The sequence below is a fragment of the Mesorhizobium dulcispinae genome (assembly GCF_033977345.1).
GTDB classification, from domain to species: Bacteria; Pseudomonadota; Alphaproteobacteria; order Rhizobiales; family Rhizobiaceae; genus Mesorhizobium; species Mesorhizobium dulcispinae.
In genome coordinates this window covers 114,052-135,349 of the sequence record NZ_JAVIIY010000009.1, presented here as the reverse complement: position 1 = coordinate 135,349, position 21,298 = coordinate 114,052, and the positions used below count along the sequence as shown (strand labels likewise).

Sequence of the window (21,298 nt, the reverse complement as noted above, 5' to 3'; positions counted from 1 at the left end):
ACCTTCTCCCACAAGGGGAGAAGGAAAAGGGCGTCATGATCCCCTTTTGTTCCGATTTTCCTTGGCGATCGCGCGCGCTCGCGCTACCTCTGGCGCGTGACAGAGCAGCCGCGCCTTACCGAACAGAATGCCGCCGTTCTCCTGCCCGAGCCATTCGTCAGATGGTTCGGCGCAAAAGGCTGGTCGCCGCGCGTCCATCAGCTCGAGCTGCTGGCGAAGGCTCAGGGTGGACAATCGGTGCTGCTGATCGCGCCGACCGGCGCCGGCAAGACGCTCGCCGGCTTCCTGCCGTCGCTCACCGAGCTCGCCAAGCGGCCGCGCCGGAAGCCCGGCGAAGCGCATCGCGGCATCCATACGCTCTACATCTCGCCGCTCAAGGCACTGGCCGTCGACATCGAGCGCAATCTCGGCAAGCCGGTCGAGGAGATCGGACTGCCGGTCACCATCGAGACGCGCACCGGCGATACGCCTTCGCACAAGCGTCAGCGCCAGAAGCTGGTGCCGCCCGATATCCTGCTCACCACGCCCGAGCAGCTCGCGCTGCTGATCGCCTCGAACGACGCGAAGCGCTTTTTCGAGGATCTGCGTTATGTCGTGCTCGACGAATTGCATTCGTTGGTCACCTCGAAGCGTGGGCACCTGCTGGCGCTCGGCCTTGCGCGATTGCGCACCTTTGTTCCCGAACTTCAGACCATCGGCCTGTCGGCAACCGTCGCCGAGCCGGACGAATTGCGGCGCTGGCTGGTTGGCCAAAATCCTGGAGGCGACATGGCCGGGCTGATCACGGTTGCCGGCGGCGCCAAGCCTGACATCTCCATCCTCGACTCGCGCGAGCGCGTGCCCTGGTCGGGGCACTCGGCCCGCTACGCCATTCCCGAGATCTACGAGGCGATCAAAGAGCACCGCACGACGCTCCTCTTCGTCAACACCCGCAGCCAGGCCGAGCTTCTGTTCCAGGAGCTTTGGCGGGCGAACGAGGATTCTTTGCCGATCGCCCTGCACCACGGCTCGCTCGATGTCGGCCAGCGCCGCCGCGTCGAAAAGGCGATGGCCGACAATGCGCTGCGCGCCATCGTCGCCACCTCCACCCTCGACCTCGGCATCGACTGGGGCGATGTCGATCTGGTCGTGCATGTCGGCGCGCCGAAGGGCGCCAGCCGCCTGGCGCAGCGCATCGGCCGCGCCAACCACCGCATGGACGAACCGTCGAAGGCGATCCTGATTCCGGCCAATCGCTTCGAGGTGCTGGAATGCCGCGCAGCGCTCGACGCCAACTATCTCGGCGCGCAGGACACGCCGCCGCTGGTCAAGGGCGCGCTCGACGTGCTGTCGCAGCATGTGCTCGGCGTCGCCTGCGGCGGGCCCTTCGACGCCGACCAACTGTTCGAGGAAGTTCGAAGCGCAGCGCCTTATGCGGCCCTTGAGCGCGAGACCTTTGACCGCGTCATCGACTTCGTAGCCACCGGCGGCTACGCGCTGAAGAACTACGAGCGCTATGCCCGCATCCGCCGGAACAAGGACGGGCTGTGGCGCATCTCGCATCCGAGCGTCGCGCAGCAATACCGGCTGAATGTCGGCACCATCGTCGAGATGCCGGAACTTAACATCCGCTATGTCCGGCAGGGCAGGGGCATGGCCGGCCGCGGCGGGCCGGTGCTCGGCAAGATCGAGGAATATTTCGCCGAGACGCTGCGGCCCGGCGACAATTTTCTCTTCGCCGGCAAGGTGCTGCGCTTTGAAGGCATTCGCGAGAACGAATGCATCGTCTCTAACGGCGCCGGCGCCAACATCATCGTGCCGTCCTATGCCGGCGGCAAATTCCCGCTCTCGACCTATCTCGCCGAGCAGGTGCGCGGCATGCTGGCCGATAGCGACCGCTGGAAAGTCTTGCCGGAACAGGTCGCCGACTGGCTGCGGCTGCAGAAGGAGAAATCGGTGCTGCCGAAACGCGGCGACCTTCTGGTCGAGACCTTCCCGCGCGGTAACCGCCATTATATGGTCGCCTATCCTTTCGAGGGCCGGCTGGCGCACCAGACGCTCGGCATGCTGTTGACGCGCCGGCTGGAGCGCGCGCATGCCAGGCCGCTCGGCTTCGTCGCCACAGACTATTCGCTGGCTGTCTGGGCGCTCGACGATATGGCGGCGCTGTTCAAGGCGAAGAAGCCGTCGTTGGCCGCACTTTTCGACGAGGACATGCTGGGCGACGATCTGGAGGCCTGGCTGAACGACAGCTGGATGCTGAAGCGCACCTTCCGCACCTGCGCCGTCATCGCCGGGCTGATCGAAAAGCGCTATCCTGGCCAGGAAAAGAGCGGGCGCCAGGTGACGGTCTCGGCGGACCTCATCTATGACGTGCTGCGCAGCCACGAGCCCGACCATATCCTGCTGCAGGCGACGCGCACCGATGCCTCGGCGGGATTGCTCGATGTCAGCAGACTTGGCGAGATGCTCTCGCGCGTGCGCGGTCGAATCGTGCATAAGCATCTCGACCAGATCTCGCCGCTGGCGGTGCCGGTGATGCTGGAGATCGGCAAGGAATCGGTCAATGGCGGCGCCAACGACACGCTGTTGATGGAAGCCGCCGACCTGGTCGAAGAGGCGATGGGCTCAGGGCACTAGGTCGAGGACGGAGAGGGGATGAATTTTTCGCTGTCGCGCGCAACGCTGATCGCCGAGGCCGACCTTGTCGGCATCGCCGGCGAGCGCGCGGTCTGCGACCGGCGCGGCGTTCTTTATTTCCCCGATCTTAGGCTGCTCGCCGTCTCCGACCTGCATCTCGAAAAAGGCTCTTCCTTCGCCAGGCGCGGCGCGCTGATCCCGCCGTACGACACCGGTGCTACCTTGCTCCAACTGCAGGCGGTGATCGCCGACTATCAGCCGCGGATCGTCGTCAGCCTTGGCGACTCCTTCCACGATGGCGGCGGCGCCGAGCGCATGCATCTGAGTTTCCGCGAGCGGCTGGAGGCGATGATGGCCGGCCGCGACTGGTTCTGGGTCGCCGGCAACCACGATCCCGAGGCGCCCGCCGACTTGCCCGGCGAGACGGTGAAGGAACTCGCCGTCGGCTCGCTCGTCTTCCGCCACGAACCGTCGAAGCTGCGGGTGGAAGGCGAGATTGCCGGCCATCTCCATCCCTGCGCGCGCATCGTCCAGCGCGGCCGTTCGGTTCGGCGGCGCTGCTTTGCCGGCGACGGCGGCCGCATGATCATGCCGGCCTTTGGCGCCTATACCGGCTCGCTCAACGTGCTCGACCGCGCCTATGCCGGCCTGTTCCGGCTGGAAACGCTTGTTGCCTATATGCTCGGCGCCGAGCGCATCTTTGCGATCTCCGGCTCGATGCTGCGGCCGGGCTGAGGTGCTATTCATAGTAGAGCGTGACCGTGTGCTTCGCCTCGGCGAAGAACAGCCAGCGCTCGACCAGCATGCCGATAAGTTGGGCGATGGCCGCGAGCACCGACGCAGTGGCCGCGACTGGCCACGGTGAGACGAACGCGATGGCGAGCAAGATGACCGGCGCGGCGAAGGCCAGCACCTGCGTGATCCGTCTCAGCTTCGCGCTGTGCTTGCGCGCGATGCGAAAACCCATCTTCTTGAGCAGGTAGTTCTCTTCGGTGTGCGGCCATTCGATCGACCGCACCGTGCCGCCGGCCAGGCCCGTCGCCGTGTTGGCGGTGGTCGGGATTTCCAGCCGGTCGTTGTACCGCCAGGTCGCGAGCTTCCAGGCCCAGCCGGCGAGCGTGGCAAGCAGCGCGCCGGTCAGCACCGCCGCTGAGCCCACGGCGAAGCCCTGGAGAAGGGTGTTCAGAAGCACGCTGCCTGTCATGCCGGCGAAAATAAGGTAAGCCGGCAAAGTGTAGCGGCTGTGCCACTGCGCGATCGGCTTCAGCGAAGCATAGATCATGCCTGTCGTGCAGACAGTTGCGACCGCGCCGGCCGCCGCCAGCAGTCCGGTAACCGCCACCCAACCGTCACTTTTGCCCATCAGCACCCAGCCGATGCCGAACAGCCCGGCCGGGATGAAGGTCGCGACCGACGCCACGCCTTCGCGCGACAGCCAGGAGCTGCGCCATTGCGAGAAGGCGCGCCAGGCGCGCTCCGGGCGGCCGAGATGGCCGGTAGAGGAGAGCAGACCGGCTATGATCAGGCCGAGCGCCAGCGCCATGCCGAAAAGGCCAAGCCAGAAATCGGGCTGGATGAAGCCCAGCCCGCCAAGCACGCCGAGCAGCGCCAGCAAGCCATAGCCGGCCCCGGTAGCGGTGGTGAAGAAGACGACCGAAAAAGCAGGGTGCATGATGGGCGAAGCTAATTCGAAAGCATGCGGTCGATCCAGCCGAGGAAACCGCCCTCGACTTTGATCGGCTCCAGCGCCGGCGCGTCGACCTTCGCCGCGCGTTCGCTGTGGGCACGCGGCGGCAGATACTTGTTGGTCGGCTTGTAGCCGAGCTCCGGCATCAGTTCGACGCCGCCGCGCTCCTCGACCAGTTGCGAGATTGCCGAGGCCGGATCGCCGAGATCGCCGAAATGCCGGGCGCTGGTCGGGCAGGCGGCTACGCAGGCCGGCACGCGGTCTTCTGCCGCCAGATTGTCGTTGTAGATGCGGTCGACGCAGAGCGTGCATTTCTTCATCACGCCGACATCCGTGTCGAACTCGCGCGCGCCATAGGGGCAGGCCCAGCTGCACAGCTTGCAGCCGATGCACTTGTCCTCGTCGACCAGCACGATGCCGTCCGAGGCGCGCTTGTAGGAGGCGCCGGTCGGGCAGACGGTGACGCAGGCCGGCTGCTCGCAATGCAGGCACGAGCGCGGAAAATTCACCGTGCGGCCGCCCAATTCCGTAGTGTGCTCGTAAGCATGCACGCGGTTGAACCAGACGCCGTCGACATGCCTGCCATAGGGGTCGATATCGGTCAGCGGCGCCATATGGCCGCCGGTGTTCCATTCCTTGCAAGCGGTGACACAGGCCTGGCAGCCGACGCAGGTGTCGAGGTCGATGACGAGTCCGAGCTTTTTCTCGGTCCGGGCGGGAAGGCAGGTCATTCGGCGGCTTCCCTCTTCATGCGGAACGCTGCGCCGAAGCGAAGCACATCCGGCGACGGTTCCACATTTGGCAGCTGGCGAAAACGCTCGAACTGCGGCTCGGTGAAGCCTGCCTCTTCCGGCGCGCATTTAGCGATACGCACGCGCACGTCGAACCACGCCGCCTGTCCGGTGACCGGGTCGGAGTTCGAATAACGCTTGCCGCTGGCGTCGGGCGCGGTCTGGTCTCCGATGATGTGGTTGAGCAGGAAGCCGCGGTTGCTCTCCGCGGCGTCGTCCTTCAGCCCCCAGCTGCCGCGTCGCTTGCCGATGGCATTCCAGGTCCACACCGTGTCCGGGTTCACGCCGTCGATGAGCTTGATCTGCCCCTTCACCTTGCCGTTGATGCTTTCGATCCAAACCCAGTCGTCATCGGCAAGGCCAAGCTTGCCGGCTGTCTCACTATGCACGAACAGCCGGTTCTGGCTGGTGATCTGCCTCAGCCACGCATTCTGCGAGCCCCACGAATGGTACATGTGCATCGGCCGCTGGGTCAGCGCATGCAGTGGGTATTTTTGGAGATCGACGGTCTCGTCCTCGAAGGGCGCGTACCAGAAGGGCAGCGGGTCCATATAGGTCTCGATGCGGCCGCGCTCGGCCTCTGGCGGTTGCGCCTTGCCGTGGCCGCGCGCGGCGAGCCTGAACCGTTGTATCGGCTCCGAATAGAGCTGGAAGACGATTGGCTCGGCCTTGGGGATGAATCCCATCCGCACCGCGAAGTCCAGATAGGCGCGGTTGCCCATCTTGTAATAGCGCTGGTCGTCGGCGAGCTTGTGATGCCAGAAGCCGCCATTGTCGACGTAGCGCTTGAGCTGGTCGGGATTGGCCTCGCCTCTGCCGATCGAGCCGCCATCCTTGCCGCGCCACCCGGCGAGCGGGCCGATACCCGGCGTGCGCTCATGATTGACGATGTAGTCGGCATAGTCGCGGTATTTCGCCGAACCGTCCTCGGTGACGAAGCCGGGCAGGCCGAGCCGCGCGCCGAGCTCGATCAGCACCGACTGGAACGGCCGCACGTCCCGGTCCGGCTGCACCACCGGATGCCGGATGGCATCGCCCGGGCCGTCGGCATGGCTGGTCGGCCGGTCGAGCAGGCTGATGCAGTCATGCCGCTCGAGATAGGTGGTGTCGGGCAGCACCAGGTCGGCAAACGCCACCGTCTCGGAATAGTAGGCGTCGGAATAGATGATGAAGGGGATCTTGTAGGCGCCCGACGCATCCTTGCCGGTCAGCATGGCAATGGTCTCGATCGTGTTCATCGAGGAGTTCCACGCCATGTTCGACATGTACATTAATAGCGTGTCGATCGGATAAGGATCGCCGGCCCAGGCATTGCGGATGACGCTGTGCATCAGCCCGTGCGCCGCGAGCGGCGCTTCCCAGGAATAGGCTTTGTCGATGCGGGTCGGCCGGCCGGCCTCGTCGACCAGCAGATCGTCTGGCCCGCAGACGAATCCGAGCGGCATGCCTTCCAGAGGCGTCATCGGCCGGATGGTCTTGCCGGCGGGCTTCGGTCCCGGCGGCGCGCAGCGGGGGTAGGGCGGCTTGAAGCGGAAGCCGCCGGGCACGTCCACCGTGCCCAGCAGAACCTGCAGCAGGTGGATGGCGCGGCAGGTGTGAAAACCGTTGGAATGGGCCGAGATGCCGCGCATGGCATGCATCGAAATCGGCCGCCCCTTGATCGTCTCGTGCCGGCGGCCCGCCCAGTCGGTCCAGGCGACCGGCAGTTCGATCGCCTGCTCGAAGGCGACATGCGCCAGCTCCGCCGCGATCCGGCGGATCGTCTCGGCGCTGACGCCGCAGCGCGCGGCCACGGCATCGGGCGAATAGCTGTCGTCCAGGTAGCGGTCGGCGATCAGCTGGAACACCGGTACGCAGCGGCGGCCATTGACCGTGTAGCTGCCGGTCAGCGCCGGCTTTGCTTCGGGGTCGGCTGCGTTGACTGGCTGCTTCGCCACCCTGTTCCAAGCCAGCAGGTTGCCATCATCATCGCGAACGAACAGTCCCTCATCGGCGGACCTAGGCGCCTGCACGACCAGCACCGGTGCGTTGGTGTAACGCTGCAGATAGTCGAGATCGATGCGGCCAGCCTTGAGCAGTTCGTGGACGAGGGCGAGCACGAACAATCCGTCCGTGCCCGGGCGGATGCCGATCCAGTCGTCGGCAATTGCATTGTAGCCCGTGCGGCATGGGTTGACCGACACCACTTTGGCGCCACGCGCCTTGAGCTTGCCGAGGCCGATCTTGATCGGATTGGAATCATGGTCCTCGGCGACGCCGAACAGCATGAAGTATTTGGTGTTGTCCCAGTCGGGCTCGCCGAACTCCCAGAACGAGCCGCCGATCGTGTAAAGCCCGCCGGCCGCCATGTTGACCGAACAGAAGCCGCCATGGGCGGCGAAGTTCGGCGTGCCGAACTGGCTCGCCCACCAGCCGGTCAGCGACTGAGACTGGTCGCGCCCGGTGAAGAAGGCGAGTTTCTTCGGATCGGTCCGGCGGATCGCCGACAGCCGCTCGGTGGCGATGGCGAACGCCTCGTCCCATTCGATCTCGCGGAATTCGCCGGAGCCGCGCGGGCCCGTACGCAGCAAGGGCTTCTTCAGCCGCGCCGGGCTGTAATGCTGCATGATGCCGGCGCCGCCCTTGCCGCAGATCACGCCCCGGTTCACCGGGTGGTCCTTGTTGCCGTTGATGTAGCGCACCTTGCCGTCCTTGATATGGACGTCGATGCCGCAGCGGCAGGCGCACATATAGCAGGTGGTCTTGGCGATGCGGTCGGAGACGCTTGGCGAGGTGTCGACGCCGTCGCCTTCGTCAGGCGCCTGGCTGTCGGCCAGCGGCTGCTGCGAGGGTGCGGAGTTGGCGCCGCGCGGCGCGTTGCTGGTCATGATCCGCGAACGCCCTTGCCACCCGCCATCTTGGCCTTCGTCTTCGGCCCCGGGCCGCGCATATAGTGGAGTTCTGGATGGTAGCGCTCGCCGGCCAACTGCCGCCTCAGCCGGCGGCTCCAATGCGCGAAAAGGGATTTGAAGCGCCCGATCATTTCCAACCTTGGCGGCAGGACAGCCATTTTTTTCCAAGCCTGAGCAAAAAGTTAGAACAAAGCAATTGATCTGTCTAACAAGCAGCACTTGTAATTCCGATCGATTTTGCTTCTTAGTTGGCCATGACCCTCGATCAGTTGCGCATATTCGTGACCGTCGCCGAGCATGGCCACATGACCAAGGCCGCCGAGCTGCTCGGCATCTCGCAATCCGCCGCCTCGGCGGCCATTCGTGCGCTCGAAAGCCAGCATGGTGTGCGCCTGTTCAATCGGGTCGGCCGCAACATCGAGCTCGCGCAGACCGGCCACCGCTTCCTGCCCGAAGCCAAGGCTGTTCTGGAGCGGGCAGCGGCCGCTCACAACGTGCTGGAACATGTCTCGCAGACCGTCACCGGCAGCCTGTCGATATCGGCGAGCCAGACCATCGCCAGCTATTGGCTGCCGCGGCGCCTGGCTTCGTTCCACGAAGCCTATCCGGCGGTGCGGCTCAGCGTGACGATCGGCAACACAAGGCAGGTGGAGACCAATGTGCTGGACGGCCGGGCCGATTTCGGGCTGGTCGAGGGGCGCACCGAGTCCGACATTCTGCGGCGCGCCACGGTTGACGAGGATCGCATGATGCTGGTGGTGGCGCGCTCGCACCCCGAAATTCCGACGACGCCGGCGGAAAACCTCGACATCAGGGCATTGCGCTGGATCATCAGGGAAGGCGGGTCGGGCACGCGCGAGGCGCTGGAGGATTTTGCGAGGAGCGAAGGCGTCTCGCCGGCTGAGCTGCAGATTTTCCTGGTCTTGCCCAGCAACGAGGCCGTGCGCCAGGCGGTGGAGGCCGGTGCCGGCGCCGCCATCATCTCCGAGCTCGTCGTCGCGCGCTCCCTGGCGGAGGGGAGTCTCAGGTCCGTGCCGGTCGATCTGCCGAAGCGCGATTTCGCCATGATCACCCACCGCGACCGGCAGCCGAGCCTCGCCCAGATGGCGCTGAAGGCGCATCTGACCGGCAAGGCCGATGCGTCGTCAACGGGCAGGGGCTAGTGCTGGAAATCTGACGCTTGATAGCGGGATTGAAATACCAACCCGAAGCGGAAACTTCGGTCTGCTGCTCGCCAGGCGCTGATGCGCTCTATTTTGGGGGCTCTATCCGGTGGATGGTCGATCCCGATACCCAGAGCGAACCGGCACCGTAACGAATAGCGTCGCCGAACGAGTTACCTTTGAACTTGCGGACAAGTTTATTGGCTTTGGGATCGATCTGGGCGACCGGCGTTCCCGGCGTCGAGACCCACACATAGCCGCCACCGCAAACGATATCGCCGCCATTGCCCGATAGGCCTGTTTCAATCGTCGCCAGCAGCTCGCCGGTCTTTCCATCGATTCGCTGAACCGAGCCGTCGCCTTGATTGAGGACCCAGATCGAGCCTTCGCCCGAAGCGATAAAGCGCGGCGACGAGTGAAGCTTGATGGTCGAGACCACAGTGTTGGTTTTTGGATCGATCCTGTAGAGCTCACTGTTGCCGAAACCGGTCACCCACACGGAACCAAAGTCAACGACGACGCCAGCGCTCAATGCTGGCAAATGAATATTCGCATCGACAGCGCCACTGCGGGCATTGAACCGAGTCAGCCTCGTGTTGCCGATGCCCTTCCCTGTGACGACCCAAACCCCGCCTTCGCCGACGCCGATGCTCCCCTCGTTGCTGAGTATCTGGGCGGGTATCTCCTGAACCAGCTTGTTGGCGATCGGGTCGACTTTGAGGATCATCTTCTTGCTCGTCGCGGGCACCCAGACAGCACCTTCGCCGATTCCGGGGGCTTGAGATCCACCGCGGCCGTTGACGTCGATATCGATGACGCTGTTATCCGCTGCATTGACGCGTTCAAGGAGGTTACCGCTCATCATCCAAAGGGAATTGAACCCGAATCCTATAAAATCGCCGCCTCTCTGGATTTCCGCCTGGATCACAAGCGTATCGGCAGGAAGTTCTTCCGCCGCGATGCTCAACCCTGGCACTAGCGAAAGAATTGACAGTAGGATCAGGGACTTGATCAGGCGCATTTTCGTCCTCCCGACATTGAGGCTCATCGGCTCTGCGGCCAAATTGGGCGTCGAGAACACAGGTGATTGCCTGCGAGCTTAGGCAGATCATTATATTGGGTTCCGCCCTAAATGTCCGTGCCATTCGGGCGCGCCCATCCGAGGGTCAGCTCACCACCCAAAACGGAAGTCTGTGTCGGGTACCAAGGGCCAGACTTTCACCACTAGAGAAATGAAACCTCAGGCGAATTTGCGCCGCGCATCCAGCGCCAGACCCAGCCCCACCGAGCCGAACATGTCGCCTTCGATGACGGAGGCCTGTGGCACCAGTGAAAGGATCTCTCGCTTCGCCAGTGGGATAGCGGTCGAACCGCCGGTGAGGAACACGGCGGTGATGGCGGAAGCGGGAACGCCGGCGTCGGCGATCGTTTGCTTGACCGTCGCGGTCACCCGTTCGATATCTGCGTCGATGGTCTCCTCCAGACCGGCGCGCGTGATTTCGGCCGCGAAGCGCGCGCCGGGCAGCGACACCTTCACCTCGGCCGAGGACTGGTCGGTAAGCTGGATCTTGGCCCGCTCGACCAGGCCGGCCATCGCATGCCCGTAACGGTGCTCGACAATATGGATGAAGCGGTCGACCAGGTCGGCGCGCTCGGCCTCGAAGCGGACCTGCTTCAGATCCGACATCGCCTTGGCGGTGTAGACGAGGTTGATGCGCTGCCAGGTCGCGAGGTCGACGAAATAGCTTGCCGGCAGATTGCGCTTGCCGTCCTTGGTCGGCGTCAGATAGCCGAGCTCGGGCATCACATGGGCGATGCTGAGCAGCCGGTCGAAATCCGTGCCGCCGATGTGGATGCCGCGATTGGCGAGAATGTCGCCCTTGCGGTCGTCCGAGCGGGCGCGCTCCGGCGAGACGCGCACGACCGAGAAGTCGGAGGTGCCGCCACCCATATCGACGATCAGCGCCAGCTCTTCGCGGGCGACGTTCTGTTCGTAGTCGAGCGCCGCCGCGATCGGCTCGAACTGGAAGGCGATGTGCTTGAAGCCTTGCGCGCGCGCCGCCTTTTCGAGCTCGCCCTGCGCCTTCGCGTCGGCTTCGGCATCATCGTCGACGAACTGCACCGGGCGGCCAAGCACGACGCGCTCGACCGGGCCGCCGGCATCCTCTTCCAGCCGCTTCTTCAGATGGCTGATGAAGAACCCGATGATGTCGGTGAAGCCGATCAGGCGCGCCTTGATGCGCGTCTTCTCATTGGCGAGCGAGCTGCCGAGCACGCTTTTCAGCGAGCGCATCAGCCGCCCCTCGATACTGTCGGTGTAGTCGGCGATCGCGCGTCTGCCGAAATAGGTGTGGCCGTCCTCGAAGTTGAAGAAGACAGCGCTTGGCAAAGTGGGCTGTTCGCCCTCCAGCGCCACCAGTCGAGCGCGGCCGTTGCGGATCACGCCCACAGTGGAATTGGACGTGCCGAAATCGATGCCGCCGAATGCTGATTGCATCGCAGCCTCCTGTCATTGGTTACGTCGCAGCGCATCGCCGGCGTCGAAAAACGCGCCGTCATCCGGATGGCCGGACCGCTGTGCCGAAAATTGAATGTGTGTGCTTGCCCCTGAACCGGGAGGCGGCGATTTATCGCAAAACCGGGAAAAGGGGAACCCTCGTTCCGGGAAAAACGTCAATCCTTGCGGAAGACGATGCGGCCGAGCCAACCGGTGAGCATGGCGAGCGACACGGCGAACACGCCGTAGAGGAAGGAATAGTCGTGCGCGACGCGGAAGATCGACTGTTCGAAACCGGACTTGCGGATTTCGAGCTGGGCCGAGCTTTCCTTCACGAACATGCCGCTCTTGAACAGGAAGGCGCGCGCCTTGTGCGTGCCGACCGGGATGTTGGGCGCGAGCCGGACGGTGGCGCGGAACAGGTTCTGCGACAGGAACTGCACGCCGCCGACATTCTCGCTGTAAAGACCGGTTGCTGCCTTGCGCTCGCGAAGCGCCGAGGTGAATTCCTCGATTGTCATCGGGTTGTCGCTGGGCTCGGCCGGTTGCATGTAGAGGTTGGAAGCGCCGAGCGACAGCTGCTTGTAGCTGTTCGGCTCGGTGATGTCCTGCAGCGGGCGGGTCGTCGCCACCGAATAGGACACCGGCACGTTCTCGAAAGTCTCCGATTCCAGATTGATCCAGACGCCGAGCACCCTGTCCTTGCGGCGCACGACGACGGGGCGGGCAGGACCTTCCAGCACGACGATGACATCGTAGCGCCCCTGGCGCGCAACCAGCGGATCGGGATTTTCCAGCGAGCCGAAAATGGTGAGGTCGGCGCCGGAAAAACCGGCAGTGATCGAAATGGCGTCGGTCGACAGGCCGATCTGAATGCTTTCGGACGACGGCGGCGCCTGTGCTGCCGCCGGCAGTGCTGTGGCGGCGAGCGACAGGAAGGAGGCGACTGCGAACGCTCTCAATCCCGCCATCAGGTCAGGCCCGCAAGCGAATAGCGATTGGGCGGGGTGACGAAAAGGTCGATGGCCAGGCGGATGGCGACGGCGAGCACCAGCAACGCCAGAAGCGCCCGCAGCTGCTCGCCGCGCAACCGCTGGCCGGCCTTGGCGCCATATTGCGCGCCGGCAACGCCGCCAGCCATCAGCAGGAAGGCCAGGATCACGTCGACCGTCTGGTTGGTCGTGGCATGCACCAGCGTGGTGTAGGCCGAGGTGAAGATGATCTGGAACAGCGAGGTGCCGATGACGACATTGGTCGGCACCTTGAGCAGGTAGATCAGCGCCGGCACCATGATGAAGCCGCCGCCGACGCCCATGATCGAGGACAGGAAGCCGATGGCCGCGCCGAGGCCGAGCACCGGGATGACGCTGACGAACAGCTTCGAGGCGCGAAAGCGCATCTTGAACGGCAGCCGGTGGATCCAGTTGTGCTGGCCGGATTTCTTCAGCACTGGTGCCGCGCCGCTGCGGCTGGCGCGCAGCGCATTGACGCTCTCGACCAGCATCAGCCCGCCGACGGTGCCGAGCAGCGCCACATAGAGCAGCGAGATGAACAGGTCCAACTGGCCGAGCCGGCGCAGCAGCGCGAAGACGTAGATGCCGGCGGTCGAGCCGACGATGCCGCCGGCCAGAAGCACGCCGCCGAGCTTGAAGTCGAGCGTGCCGCGCTTGAAGTGCGACAGCGCGCCGGAGAAGGAGGAGGCAATCACCTGGTTGGCGCCGGTGGCCACCGCGATCGCCGGCGGGATGTTGTAGAAGATCAATAGCGGCGTGATCAGGAAACCGCCGCCGACCCCGAACATGCCCGACAGGAAACCTACCGCCGCGCCCATCGCCAGCAGCACGAAGACATTGACGGAAATTTCCGCGATCGGGAGATAGATGCCCACCCGGCTGTCTCGATCAGTTTGCCTCTCGGCGAATGCCGCCGTCCCCAGCAGTCTCGCATCGAAAAGCCAATTTTTTCTTGCGTCAACGCGGCGACGGGGGTCAAACCCCGCCGCCGCGCCGAAACAGAAACCATCTCAGTCAGTTAACAGGCAAATCTGTGGCAAGCCGTCGCGGAAGCGACGCGCCTGCCGTTATTTGTGCGCCAGCAGCGCCTTGACGAGCGGCGCGTCGATCTCGCCGGTCGGCTTCATCTTGTTGTCGGTCTGGAAGGCAATGATGGCGTTCTTGGTCTTGTCGCCCATCACGCCGTCGGCGCCGCCGGCATCATAGCCGTTCTTGTTGAGGATCAGCTGGATGTTCTTCACCGCCTTCTTCATGTCGATGCTGGCGGTGGTCTGCGGCGTGCTGTCCTGCCAGGATTCCGGTATGTCGGCCGAGTTGGTGGCCGCGTTGAGCGGCTTTGCCTTCCACAGTTCAGTGGCGGCGCGGGCGCGCTCGAGTTGCTCGGGCCTGAGCGCATTGGCGATCTCGTCGCGCTTGGCCGCGGCGTCCTTGTCGCCGGTCTTGGCGACGAGGGCGAACCATTTGTAGGATTCCTCCAGGTTCTGCTTCATGCCGACGCCCTTGGCCGACAGGATGCCGAGATTGAACTGGCTGTCCTTGACGCCGAGATTGGCCGCCTCCTGGAACCAGTGCGCCGCCGATTCATTGTCGGTCACGCCGTCCGCTGCCATCGCGAACAGCACCGCCAGATTGTGCATGGCGCTGGCGTTGCCCTGTTCTGCCGCGAGCTGGTAGTAGGTCTTGGCCTTCTTGATGTCGCGCGCGACGCCGATGCCCTTCTCGTAGAAATTGCCGATGCGGTATTCGGCCGGCGCGAAGCCCAGTTCGGCGGATTTCTCGTACCATTTGGCGGCAGCCGCCATGTCTTCCTTGACGCCGCGCGATTCCGCGTAGCGCGAGCCGATCTCGAACAGCGCCTTGGCGTCGCCGCCGGCGGCAGCGTCGCGCAGCGCCACCGGGCCGATGTCGGTCGGGATATCGATCTTGGCGACCGAATTTGCGGGCTGGCCGCCTGCCGGCGGGACGGTGCCCGTGGTGTCGGCGGACGTGGTTGCCGGCACGCTGGCCGAAGAAGCGCCGGCGGCCGGAGCGCTGGCCGCTGGGGCGCTGGGCGCTGGCGCGCCGGTGATGGGCTGCGCATCCGCATCCGTGTCCATGGCCGGCGCGTTCGCTGCCGGACCTGTCGGCTCGGACGGCATGGTTGAAGCCAGCGGGGCCGGTGCCGGCTGGGCTGGCGCCGACAGAACTGTCGGAGCAGGCGTCGGTTCGGCCGGCGCGGGCATCTCTGGACCGGACGGCTGAGCGGCGGCCTGTGGCGTCGGATCGTCCTTCGCTGGCTCGGCCTGCCTGACGACACGCTCCGGCGCGCTGTCGGGCGTGGCGGCGTCCGCGTCGGCTTTGGGCGCGCTGGCATTGAGCGACGCGGTATCGATCGCCTGCATGGAGACGATCGGCGCGACGTCGTTGCTGGCGACCGGCGCGGGATCGGAGAAGAAGGCCTTGCCGAGCTGCAGGCCGGCCAACGCCATCATGATCGCGGCCGCCGCCATCAGGATCGGCTTGCGCCGTGCCTTGAGCAGGTCGCCGATTCTGAGCGCCTTCACCGGCCCTGTCATGGTCGACTGCCGCTTCAGCGCGTCGGCTTCCGCGGCGGCGGCCTGCGCCGCGCGGCGGGCGGCTGCGATGAAATCGGATTTGGCGGCGTCCGTCTCGCTGCGCTTGGCCGGCTGGCCGCCGCGCTCGTCGCGCACACGCTTCATGATGGCGTTGAGGTCCGGCGCGCCGGAACCCGGCTCCAGCGGCCGGTTGGCCGCTCTGGGGTCGAGCGGTTCGTCGATATCGACGGTCGGAACGTCGCCGGCCGGCTCCGAGCCGCCGAGCGGTGGCGTGTCCTCGTCCTTTTTGCCCTTGAAGGCGCGCGCCAGCCCGCTGAACATCGACTTCTTGCGGCCGGTCTTCTCAGCCTTCTCGCCGATCGCGTCCGATCCGAGTGCGGCCATGGCGGCCGCCGCCGCGGCCTCGGCGGGCGTGCGAGCGGCAGGTTCGCTGCGCGTAACAGGTTCGCCACGCGGTTCGCCTCGTGCATCCGGCTCGCTTCGCGTCGCCGGCTCGTTGCGCAGGATGGAGGCGGCCCGGGCGTCGAGATCGGCGATGTCTCCGGTGAGCGGCAGCGGCTGGTCGATATCCATCGACGGCGCGTCCTGCACGGCGATCTTGCCGGAGCGGGCGGCCCGCCTGTTGCCAGGCTGCGGGTCGATCAGTTCGCTGATCGCTTCGCTCGGTTCGCTGGCTTCGAGCGAGCCCAGCCGGTCGACGATCTTGAGCAGCGTGTCGTGGATCGCCTCGAAGGTCCGCGAATTGCGTTCGTCGGAACGGCGGGTGAGCGCTTCGAGCGTCTTCAGGTCCTGCGCGAGGCCGCTCACGGCGGCCGCGTTGGAAGCAGCAGTGCCGGAACTCGACTCGGCCAGCGACCTGACGGCGTTCTCCGCCGCCTCGCGCGCCACGCTGAGGATGGAATCGCGTGTGCCCGCGAGCGACTTCTCGATCTCGTTGAGGCGCGGGCTGATGTCCTCGAAGTCGGGCAGCGGCACGCTCGGCTTCGACAGGTGCGCCGAAAGGGCGGTCACCTGCGACTCCAGGCTGCGGATCAGAGCCGGATCGATGCCTGCGACCTGCGCCGCGGACGATTCCAGCCGGCTGGAGATGTCCTCGAGCCGGCTTTCCAGGCCGCGGATCGCTATCTCGTTGGCGGGATCGGGGGCGCGCGTCTCGATGCGACTGGCAAGCGCGGTGAAGCGGGCGTCGATCGCCTCCATGATGCCGGCGCCGTCGTCCTGTCGCATGCGCTGGTCGAGCCTGTCTGCGACTTCGTCCAGCCGCCGCTCGAGGTCGCGGAACAGCATGTTGCCCTGTTCGATCGCATCGCCCTGGCGGCGCTCGAGCAGGCTGGACAGCGCATCGAAGCGCTGCTCCAGGCCTTGGAAGATATGGTCGGCGTCGGGCATCGCCGGCGCGCGGTCTATTCTGTCGGTGATCAAAGCGATCTGCTTGCCCAGACGCTCCATCGCCTGCTCGGGCAGGTTGGTGCGTCCGGCGAGCTCGTCCACCCGGCTGGACAGAAGGTTGAGGCGGTCGATGACCTCGGCGCCGGGGCGCGACTGCGCGACCTCCTCGATCTGCTGCGCCAGCGAGGCGATCCGCTTCTCGATGCGGCCGAGGGTTTCCGGATCGAAGGAATTGGCCTGCGCGGCCACTGTCGAGGCGACGATGGCGCGCGAGATCTCGTCGAGCCGCTCGTCGATCATGGCAAGCGTCTCGCCGCCGCGCATCGTCTGCTGGCTGGCGAAACGGTCGACCGCGCCGGCAAGGGTGCGTACTTTTTCCTCCAGCGAAGCGAGCGACAGCGACTGCGGCAGGTTGTTGACCGCGCTGCTGATCTGTTCGAGCCGCTCGGTGAGGACCGAAAGGTCGGGACCCTCGGCGCGCTGGCGCTGATCGGCGTCGACGCGATCCTCGAAGGCGCTCCAGCGGCGGTCGAAATCGTCCCACCGGCGATCGACGGCCTGCACGCTTTCCTCGCGCGCCAGTGTGTCGAGCGCCGCCTTGACCTGTTCCAGCTCGAGCCGCAGCAGGTTGACGCTGCGGTCGTCGCTCTTTTCGGCAAGCGTGTGGATGGCGCCGGAAAGCCGTTCGAACTCGAGGCCGAGCTCGGCGCTGCTCTTGTCGGCGGGGGCGCCATGCTGGCTCGCCGCCTGCATGGCGCGATCGATATCCTGGCGCAGCGCGTCGAATTCGCGCTGCAGGCCGGGGGTCATCTGATGCCGCAACTCCTCGCGCAGTCCGCGCAATTCGACGGCGATCTTGCCGACCATCGCGACGCCGTCCTCCTGTCCGCGCACCCGGTCGATGTCGCGGGCGATGGCCTGATAGTTGGGGCCGAAGTCGGAAGCGGCGGGCGCCGGATTTTGCGGCCCCCGATTTGGCGACGCTAAGTTTTGCGCTCCCCGATTTTCGCTCTGCGTGGTGTAGGGGTCCTCATACCAGCGGGGCGAACCATAAGGTTGCGCGGCGGCATAGCGTGGCTCGGCGGCCGGTCGCCGCGGATCGGGGCGCTCGGGCACATCGCTGCGGGTCCGTTCCAGCCGCTGCTCCAGCGTTTCGAGCGAGCGGTTCAGCTCCTCCAGCGAGGTGTGCGGCCGGCGTTGCCTGCCGGCGTTGAGTGTATCGAGATAGGACCGCTTGCTGTTCATCGATGCGCCCGTGTTCAGAATGACCGGCCGGGGCCGGTTTCCCAAAGTCCTGCCGGGAACGAAGACGTCCGCGCGGTTTTGCTGCGGAGGAAGACGGGCTTCCCGGGTTCTTCACCCACGCTTCGAAAGACCGTGAAAAATTCGCTACAGGATAAACACGGGTGACCGACATGCACACATTTCGCCCAACGTGGTAAACAACGCGTTAACCAAGCTTAAGAAGCTGAAACTTTGTCGATGGCGAATGCTTGCGCAGCAAGGCTCAACCGGGCCATGCGCCCGGTGCCGGGCCGCCGGCAGATTGCGCGTTTAGGATGGCTTAAGCGTCATTTTTTCTGGATGTGGACGATCCTGTCACCGTGCCGTAATTTCGACTTGGGTGTGATTCCACGGCGGCGGGGAATGGGCAGATGTCCGACATTGCCATGCCTTTGAGGCAGTCCAACCGGGCTTGGCTTCGCGGAGCCCGATTCGATCTTTCATTCATCCTGGGCATTCCCGCCGTCGCCTTGCTGACGGGAGCGGTCATTCTCTGGCAGCCGCAACTCTTCACGCCGATCCTGGTCTTCGACCTCTGGTTCCTCGGCTATCACCACGTCATCGCGACCTACACGCGCCTGTGCTTTGATCGGAAGAGTTTCTCGGAGCACTGGCCGCTCCTTGTGGTGCTGCTCCCGGCGGTCGCCATCGTCACGCTGGCGATCGTCTATTTCGTCGGTCTTTGGACCGTCGTATCGGTCTATTTCTACTGGCAGTGGTTCCACTACACCAGGCAGAGCTGGGGAATTTCCCGAGCTTACCGGGGCAAGGAAAGAAACGCTCTGTATGAGGACGGCTGGCTCGATCAGGCCGTCTTCTATGCCGTTCCGGTTCTCGGAATCCTGTTCAGGTCGTACCAGGATCCGGGCCTGTTCATCGGAATGGAGTTGCGTGTCGTGCCGGTGCCGGCGGCCGTGCTTGGCGTTGCCGTCGTCGCAACTGCGATACTGCTGGCGATCTGGGTTTGGCGTCGCTTCCAGGCCGCGCGTCAGGGCCGCCTGGCGCATGTCCATACGATGTACATGCTGACCCACTTTTTGATCTTTGCCGTCGCATACCTGGTCATTCGGGATATCACGATAGGCTGGCTGGTGATCAACATATGGCACAACGCCCAGTACGTCCTCTTCGTCTGGATGTTCAATTCGCGCCGCTTCAAGGACGGCATCGACCCCGATGCCCGTTTTCTCTCCTATATCAGTCAGCCGCAACGCCTCTGGCTCTACCTTGTGACATGCATCCTGATCACCGGCGTTATCTACTGGGCAATCCTGGGAACGCTTGAGGCGTTTTTCTTCGCCGGGCTGTCCACGACGGTCGTGCTCTACCAGATCGTGAACTTCCACCACTACGTCGTCGATTCCCGAATCTGGAAGGTGCGCAAGGAGCCGATCCGCAGGACGCTCGGATTGCAGGCGTAGCGCCTATGGCCGACGTCGCTTCCGGCCGGAACAATCCCTGGCTCGACCTGGTTCGATCCGTCGCGATTTTGCTCGTCATGCTGCGCCATGGCGAGCGAGCGCTCCATCCCGCCGCCAGTGACGCCGACCTCGGCGCATTGCAAACCATCTTCATGAACGGCTGGGTTGGGGTCGACCTGTTCTTCGTGCTTTCGGGTTATTTGATCGCCCGCCATCTGCTGCGCGCCGGGGTGGGCTCCCCCGATTTCCGAATTGGACGCTATCTGGCAATGCGCGCGCTGCGCATCGTACCCGCGTATTTCGCCGTGCTTGCGCTGGTCGTGGCCGGAGCCTTCCCCCTCTTCGGCGTGGCACCCGAGCGGCTTGCCTTTCGCGTCGTCTACCACCTGGTCTTCCTGCAGGATTATCTGCCGTCCGACATCAACGTCGTCTTCTGGTCGTTGGGCGTCGAGGAGAAATTCTATCTCCTGGCTCCGCTGCTGATCTTTCTCCTGCTGCGCTTGAGGGCCGGCTGGCTTCAGGCGGTCCTGTTGCTGCTGTGTTTTGCGTTCCCCGTCGCGTTCCGGACGGCAACCTATCTCAATCTTCACGAGACGCTGGACTATCTCCAGTTCTGGCCGATCTTCCGAAGCCCTTTTCATATGACCCTGGAGGGTCTGGTCACCGGCGTCGGCATCGCGCTGGCGCAGCAACGCGGGCTCATCGTCCCGTCTCTCCGGAGCGGAACTTGCCTGTTGGGTGCCGGCCTCCTTGTTTTCGGCGTCTGGCTCGCAAGCCACGATTTCATGTCGTCGATTGACTTTTTCGATGCCAGTCTTGAGCCAGCGCTGATTGCGATCCTTGCTGGCGTTGTGGCCGCAGGCGCGGTGCAACTCATCGGCACGCCTTTGCCGTTCACGCCGTTTTTCCAGCTTCTATCCCGGCTCAGCTATAGCCTTTATCTGGTCCATTACCCATTGATCCCCTTGGTCCTGGCCCTCGCTCTCCCGCACGGAGCGCTGGCCTTCTGGGCGGCTTATTTCTTCGTGAGCGCCGCCGTTGCCGGTGTCCTTCATCTGGCGATCGAGAAGCCGTTCCTGCGCTGGAAGGACCGGCTCGCCCGCCGGGGCGGACAGACAGTTCAGCCCGGCATTGCCGTCGCATAAGGCGGTGCTCGGCCGGACGGCGCAACTGCTTTGATCTGCCAGGAGAGCTCGGGTGCGGCATAAAGTTCCGTTCCGACAACGCCCTTGCGTCACCTCGCCGCTATCGGTATAGAATTGACGTAAACGTAAAAGGTGCGAAGCCGTGCCTCTTGCGATTGATTTGTCGAAACCACGATTGGAAGCACGCCCCCGCTTCCACTCAGGCGACGCTTGGTCCGTGACCGCGACGCCATCAGGGGAAAGCCAGTGACCATGAAACTTGTTTCGCCCGGCGAAGCCGCGGCCAATAGCAATGACATACCGGCCGAGGCCGGCGAAGAATTCGTCCGCATCGGCGAGATGGCCAAGAAATACGGCGTGACCTTGCGCACGCTGCGTTTCTATGAGGACAAGGGCCTGCTCAATCCGAAGCGCGACGGCTCGACCCGTCTCTACACGCGCCGCGACAAGGCCCGGCTGAAGCTGATCCTGCTCGGCCGCAAGGTCGGGTTCTCGCTGCGCGACGTCAAGCAGATGATGGATCTCTACGATCCGACCGGCTCCAACACCAAGCAGTTGCGGCTGGCGCTCGACAAGTCGGAGAAGCAGCTTGCCCGCCTGCAGAAGCAGCGGGCGCTGATCGAGGACGCCATCAACGAGCTGAGCAATTCGATGACGGTCGTTCGCCGGATGCTGACCGAGCGGGCCGCGCCGCAGGCCAGCGCCGCCGGCTGATTGCTCTCGCGCTTAACGGCAGCCCAGGATAGAAAGCCGCGCGGCCATGGCCGCGCGGCTTTTTTGTTGCCTTCCTTCACGCTCACCAAAATTTTTCCGGCTGCGACGAAGTTGACGTTTACGCAAACG

General features: G+C 64.6%; 15 protein-coding genes. 7 read left to right on the top strand and 8 right to left on the bottom strand.

The window, feature by feature from the left end:
• Positions 1-96: 96 nt before the first annotated feature.
• Together RFN30_RS20190 and pdeM are read left to right on the top strand one after the other, a co-directional pair.
• Positions 97-2,619: a ligase-associated DNA damage response DEXH box helicase gene (locus RFN30_RS20190; protein ID WP_320263844.1), complete on the top strand. Its 2,523-nt coding sequence runs from the start codon at positions 97-99 to the stop codon at positions 2,617-2,619.
• Positions 2,620-2,637: 18 nt separating this feature from the next.
• Positions 2,638-3,354: a ligase-associated DNA damage response endonuclease PdeM gene (pdeM, locus tag RFN30_RS20185; RefSeq protein ID WP_320263843.1), complete on the top strand. Its 717-nt coding sequence runs from the start codon at positions 2,638-2,640 to the stop codon at positions 3,352-3,354.
• Positions 3,355-3,358: 4 nt separating this feature from the next.
• On the opposite strand, the gene RFN30_RS20180 is transcribed toward pdeM, so the two are convergent.
• Genes RFN30_RS20180 through RFN30_RS20170 form a run of 3 tightly spaced genes read right to left on the bottom strand, consistent with a single transcriptional unit; the run spans position 3,359 to position 7,964 of the window.
• Positions 3,359-4,291, bottom strand: a complete 933-nt coding sequence (locus RFN30_RS20180) for a dimethyl sulfoxide reductase anchor subunit family protein (RefSeq protein WP_320263842.1) — start codon at positions 4,289-4,291, stop codon at positions 3,359-3,361.
• Positions 4,292-4,302: 11 nt separating this feature from the next.
• The gene (locus RFN30_RS20175; protein WP_320263841.1) at positions 4,303-5,037 is read right to left on the bottom strand and encodes a 4Fe-4S dicluster domain-containing protein; all 735 of its coding nucleotides are present in this window, start codon (positions 5,035-5,037) and stop codon (positions 4,303-4,305) included.
• Positions 5,034-7,964: a molybdopterin oxidoreductase family protein gene (locus RFN30_RS20170; RefSeq protein ID WP_320263839.1), complete on the bottom strand. Its 2,931-nt coding sequence runs from the start codon at positions 7,962-7,964 to the stop codon at positions 5,034-5,036. The genes RFN30_RS20175 and RFN30_RS20170 overlap by 4 nt, the downstream gene beginning before the upstream one ends.
• Before the next feature lie 77 nt (positions 7,965-8,041).
• Here RFN30_RS20170 and RFN30_RS20165 point away from each other — a divergent pair, with 77 nt between their 5' ends.
• Positions 8,042-8,188 carry a hypothetical protein gene (locus RFN30_RS20165; RefSeq protein WP_320263838.1) on the top strand — a complete coding sequence of 49 codons (147 nt, stop codon included), beginning with the start codon at positions 8,042-8,044 and terminating at the stop codon, positions 8,186-8,188.
• A gap of 54 nt (positions 8,189-8,242) precedes the next feature.
• The gene (locus RFN30_RS20160; protein WP_320263966.1) at positions 8,243-9,151 is read left to right on the top strand and encodes a LysR substrate-binding domain-containing protein; all 909 of its coding nucleotides are present in this window, start codon (positions 8,243-8,245) and stop codon (positions 9,149-9,151) included.
• A gap of 88 nt (positions 9,152-9,239) precedes the next feature.
• Here RFN30_RS20160 and RFN30_RS20155 read toward each other — a convergent pair whose 3' ends face one another.
• The 5 genes from RFN30_RS20155 to RFN30_RS20135 form a co-directional block, all read right to left on the bottom strand.
• Positions 9,240-10,172: a Vgb family protein gene (locus RFN30_RS20155; protein WP_320263837.1), complete on the bottom strand. Its 933-nt coding sequence runs from the start codon at positions 10,170-10,172 to the stop codon at positions 9,240-9,242.
• A gap of 219 nt (positions 10,173-10,391) precedes the next feature.
• Complete coding sequence (locus RFN30_RS20150) at positions 10,392-11,648, bottom strand: Hsp70 family protein (protein WP_320263836.1); 1,257 nt, start codon at positions 11,646-11,648, stop codon at positions 10,392-10,394.
• 176 nt (positions 11,649-11,824) lie between these two features.
• Positions 11,825-12,619, bottom strand: a complete 795-nt coding sequence (locus RFN30_RS20145) for a TIGR02186 family protein (RefSeq protein WP_320263835.1) — start codon at positions 12,617-12,619, stop codon at positions 11,825-11,827.
• Positions 12,619-13,536, bottom strand: a complete 918-nt coding sequence (locus RFN30_RS20140) for a sulfite exporter TauE/SafE family protein (RefSeq protein ID WP_095814174.1) — start codon at positions 13,534-13,536, stop codon at positions 12,619-12,621. The genes RFN30_RS20145 and RFN30_RS20140 overlap by 1 nt, the downstream gene beginning before the upstream one ends.
• Before the next feature lie 192 nt (positions 13,537-13,728).
• Positions 13,729-17,850: a peptidoglycan-binding protein gene (locus tag RFN30_RS20135; protein ID WP_320263834.1), complete on the bottom strand. Its 4,122-nt coding sequence runs from the start codon at positions 17,848-17,850 to the stop codon at positions 13,729-13,731.
• 410 nt (positions 17,851-18,260) lie between these two features.
• Between RFN30_RS20135 and RFN30_RS20130 the strand changes: the two genes are divergently transcribed.
• From RFN30_RS20130 to RFN30_RS20120, 3 genes are all read left to right on the top strand, one after another.
• Positions 18,261-19,310 (top strand): hypothetical protein, encoded by a 1,050-nt coding sequence (locus tag RFN30_RS20130; protein ID WP_320263833.1) that lies wholly within the window; start codon positions 18,261-18,263, stop codon positions 19,308-19,310.
• Between the two features lie 5 nt (positions 19,311-19,315).
• Positions 19,316-20,455 carry an acyltransferase family protein gene (locus RFN30_RS20125; protein WP_320263832.1) on the top strand — a complete coding sequence of 380 codons (1,140 nt, stop codon included), beginning with the start codon at positions 19,316-19,318 and terminating at the stop codon, positions 20,453-20,455.
• Between the two features lie 252 nt (positions 20,456-20,707).
• Positions 20,708-21,169 (top strand): MerR family transcriptional regulator, encoded by a 462-nt coding sequence (locus tag RFN30_RS20120; protein ID WP_320263965.1) that lies wholly within the window; start codon positions 20,708-20,710, stop codon positions 21,167-21,169.
• The last annotated feature ends 129 nt before the right edge of the window (positions 21,170-21,298 follow it).

What these genes read in the sequence shown, in the direction of transcription:
- pdeM (WP_320263843.1), top strand. Translation starts at nt 2,638, where the DNA reads ATGAATTTTTCGCTGTCGCGCGCAACGCTGATCGCCGAGGCCGACCTT.
- RFN30_RS20180 (WP_320263842.1), bottom strand. Translation starts at nt 4,291, where the DNA reads ATGCACCCTGCTTTTTCGGTCGTCTTCTTCACCACCGCTACCGGGGCC.
- RFN30_RS20175 (WP_320263841.1), bottom strand. Translation starts at nt 5,037, where the DNA reads ATGACCTGCCTTCCCGCCCGGACCGAGAAAAAGCTCGGACTCGTCATC.
- RFN30_RS20170 (WP_320263839.1), bottom strand. Translation starts at nt 7,964, where the DNA reads ATGACCAGCAACGCGCCGCGCGGCGCCAACTCCGCACCCTCGCAGCAG.
- RFN30_RS20165 (WP_320263838.1), top strand. Translation starts at nt 8,042, where the DNA reads ATGGTAGCGCTCGCCGGCCAACTGCCGCCTCAGCCGGCGGCTCCAATG.
- RFN30_RS20160 (WP_320263966.1), top strand. Translation starts at nt 8,243, where the DNA reads ATGACCCTCGATCAGTTGCGCATATTCGTGACCGTCGCCGAGCATGGC.
- RFN30_RS20155 (WP_320263837.1), bottom strand. Translation starts at nt 10,172, where the DNA reads ATGCGCCTGATCAAGTCCCTGATCCTACTGTCAATTCTTTCGCTAGTG.
- RFN30_RS20150 (WP_320263836.1), bottom strand. Translation starts at nt 11,648, where the DNA reads ATGCAATCAGCATTCGGCGGCATCGATTTCGGCACGTCCAATTCCACT.
- RFN30_RS20145 (WP_320263835.1), bottom strand. Translation starts at nt 12,619, where the DNA reads ATGGCGGGATTGAGAGCGTTCGCAGTCGCCTCCTTCCTGTCGCTCGCC.
- RFN30_RS20135 (WP_320263834.1), bottom strand. Translation starts at nt 17,850, where the DNA reads ATGAACAGCAAGCGGTCCTATCTCGATACACTCAACGCCGGCAGGCAA.
- RFN30_RS20130 (WP_320263833.1), top strand. Translation starts at nt 18,261, where the DNA reads ATGTCCGACATTGCCATGCCTTTGAGGCAGTCCAACCGGGCTTGGCTT.
- RFN30_RS20125 (WP_320263832.1), top strand. Translation starts at nt 19,316, where the DNA reads ATGGCCGACGTCGCTTCCGGCCGGAACAATCCCTGGCTCGACCTGGTT.
- RFN30_RS20120 (WP_320263965.1), top strand. Translation starts at nt 20,708, where the DNA reads ATGAAACTTGTTTCGCCCGGCGAAGCCGCGGCCAATAGCAATGACATA.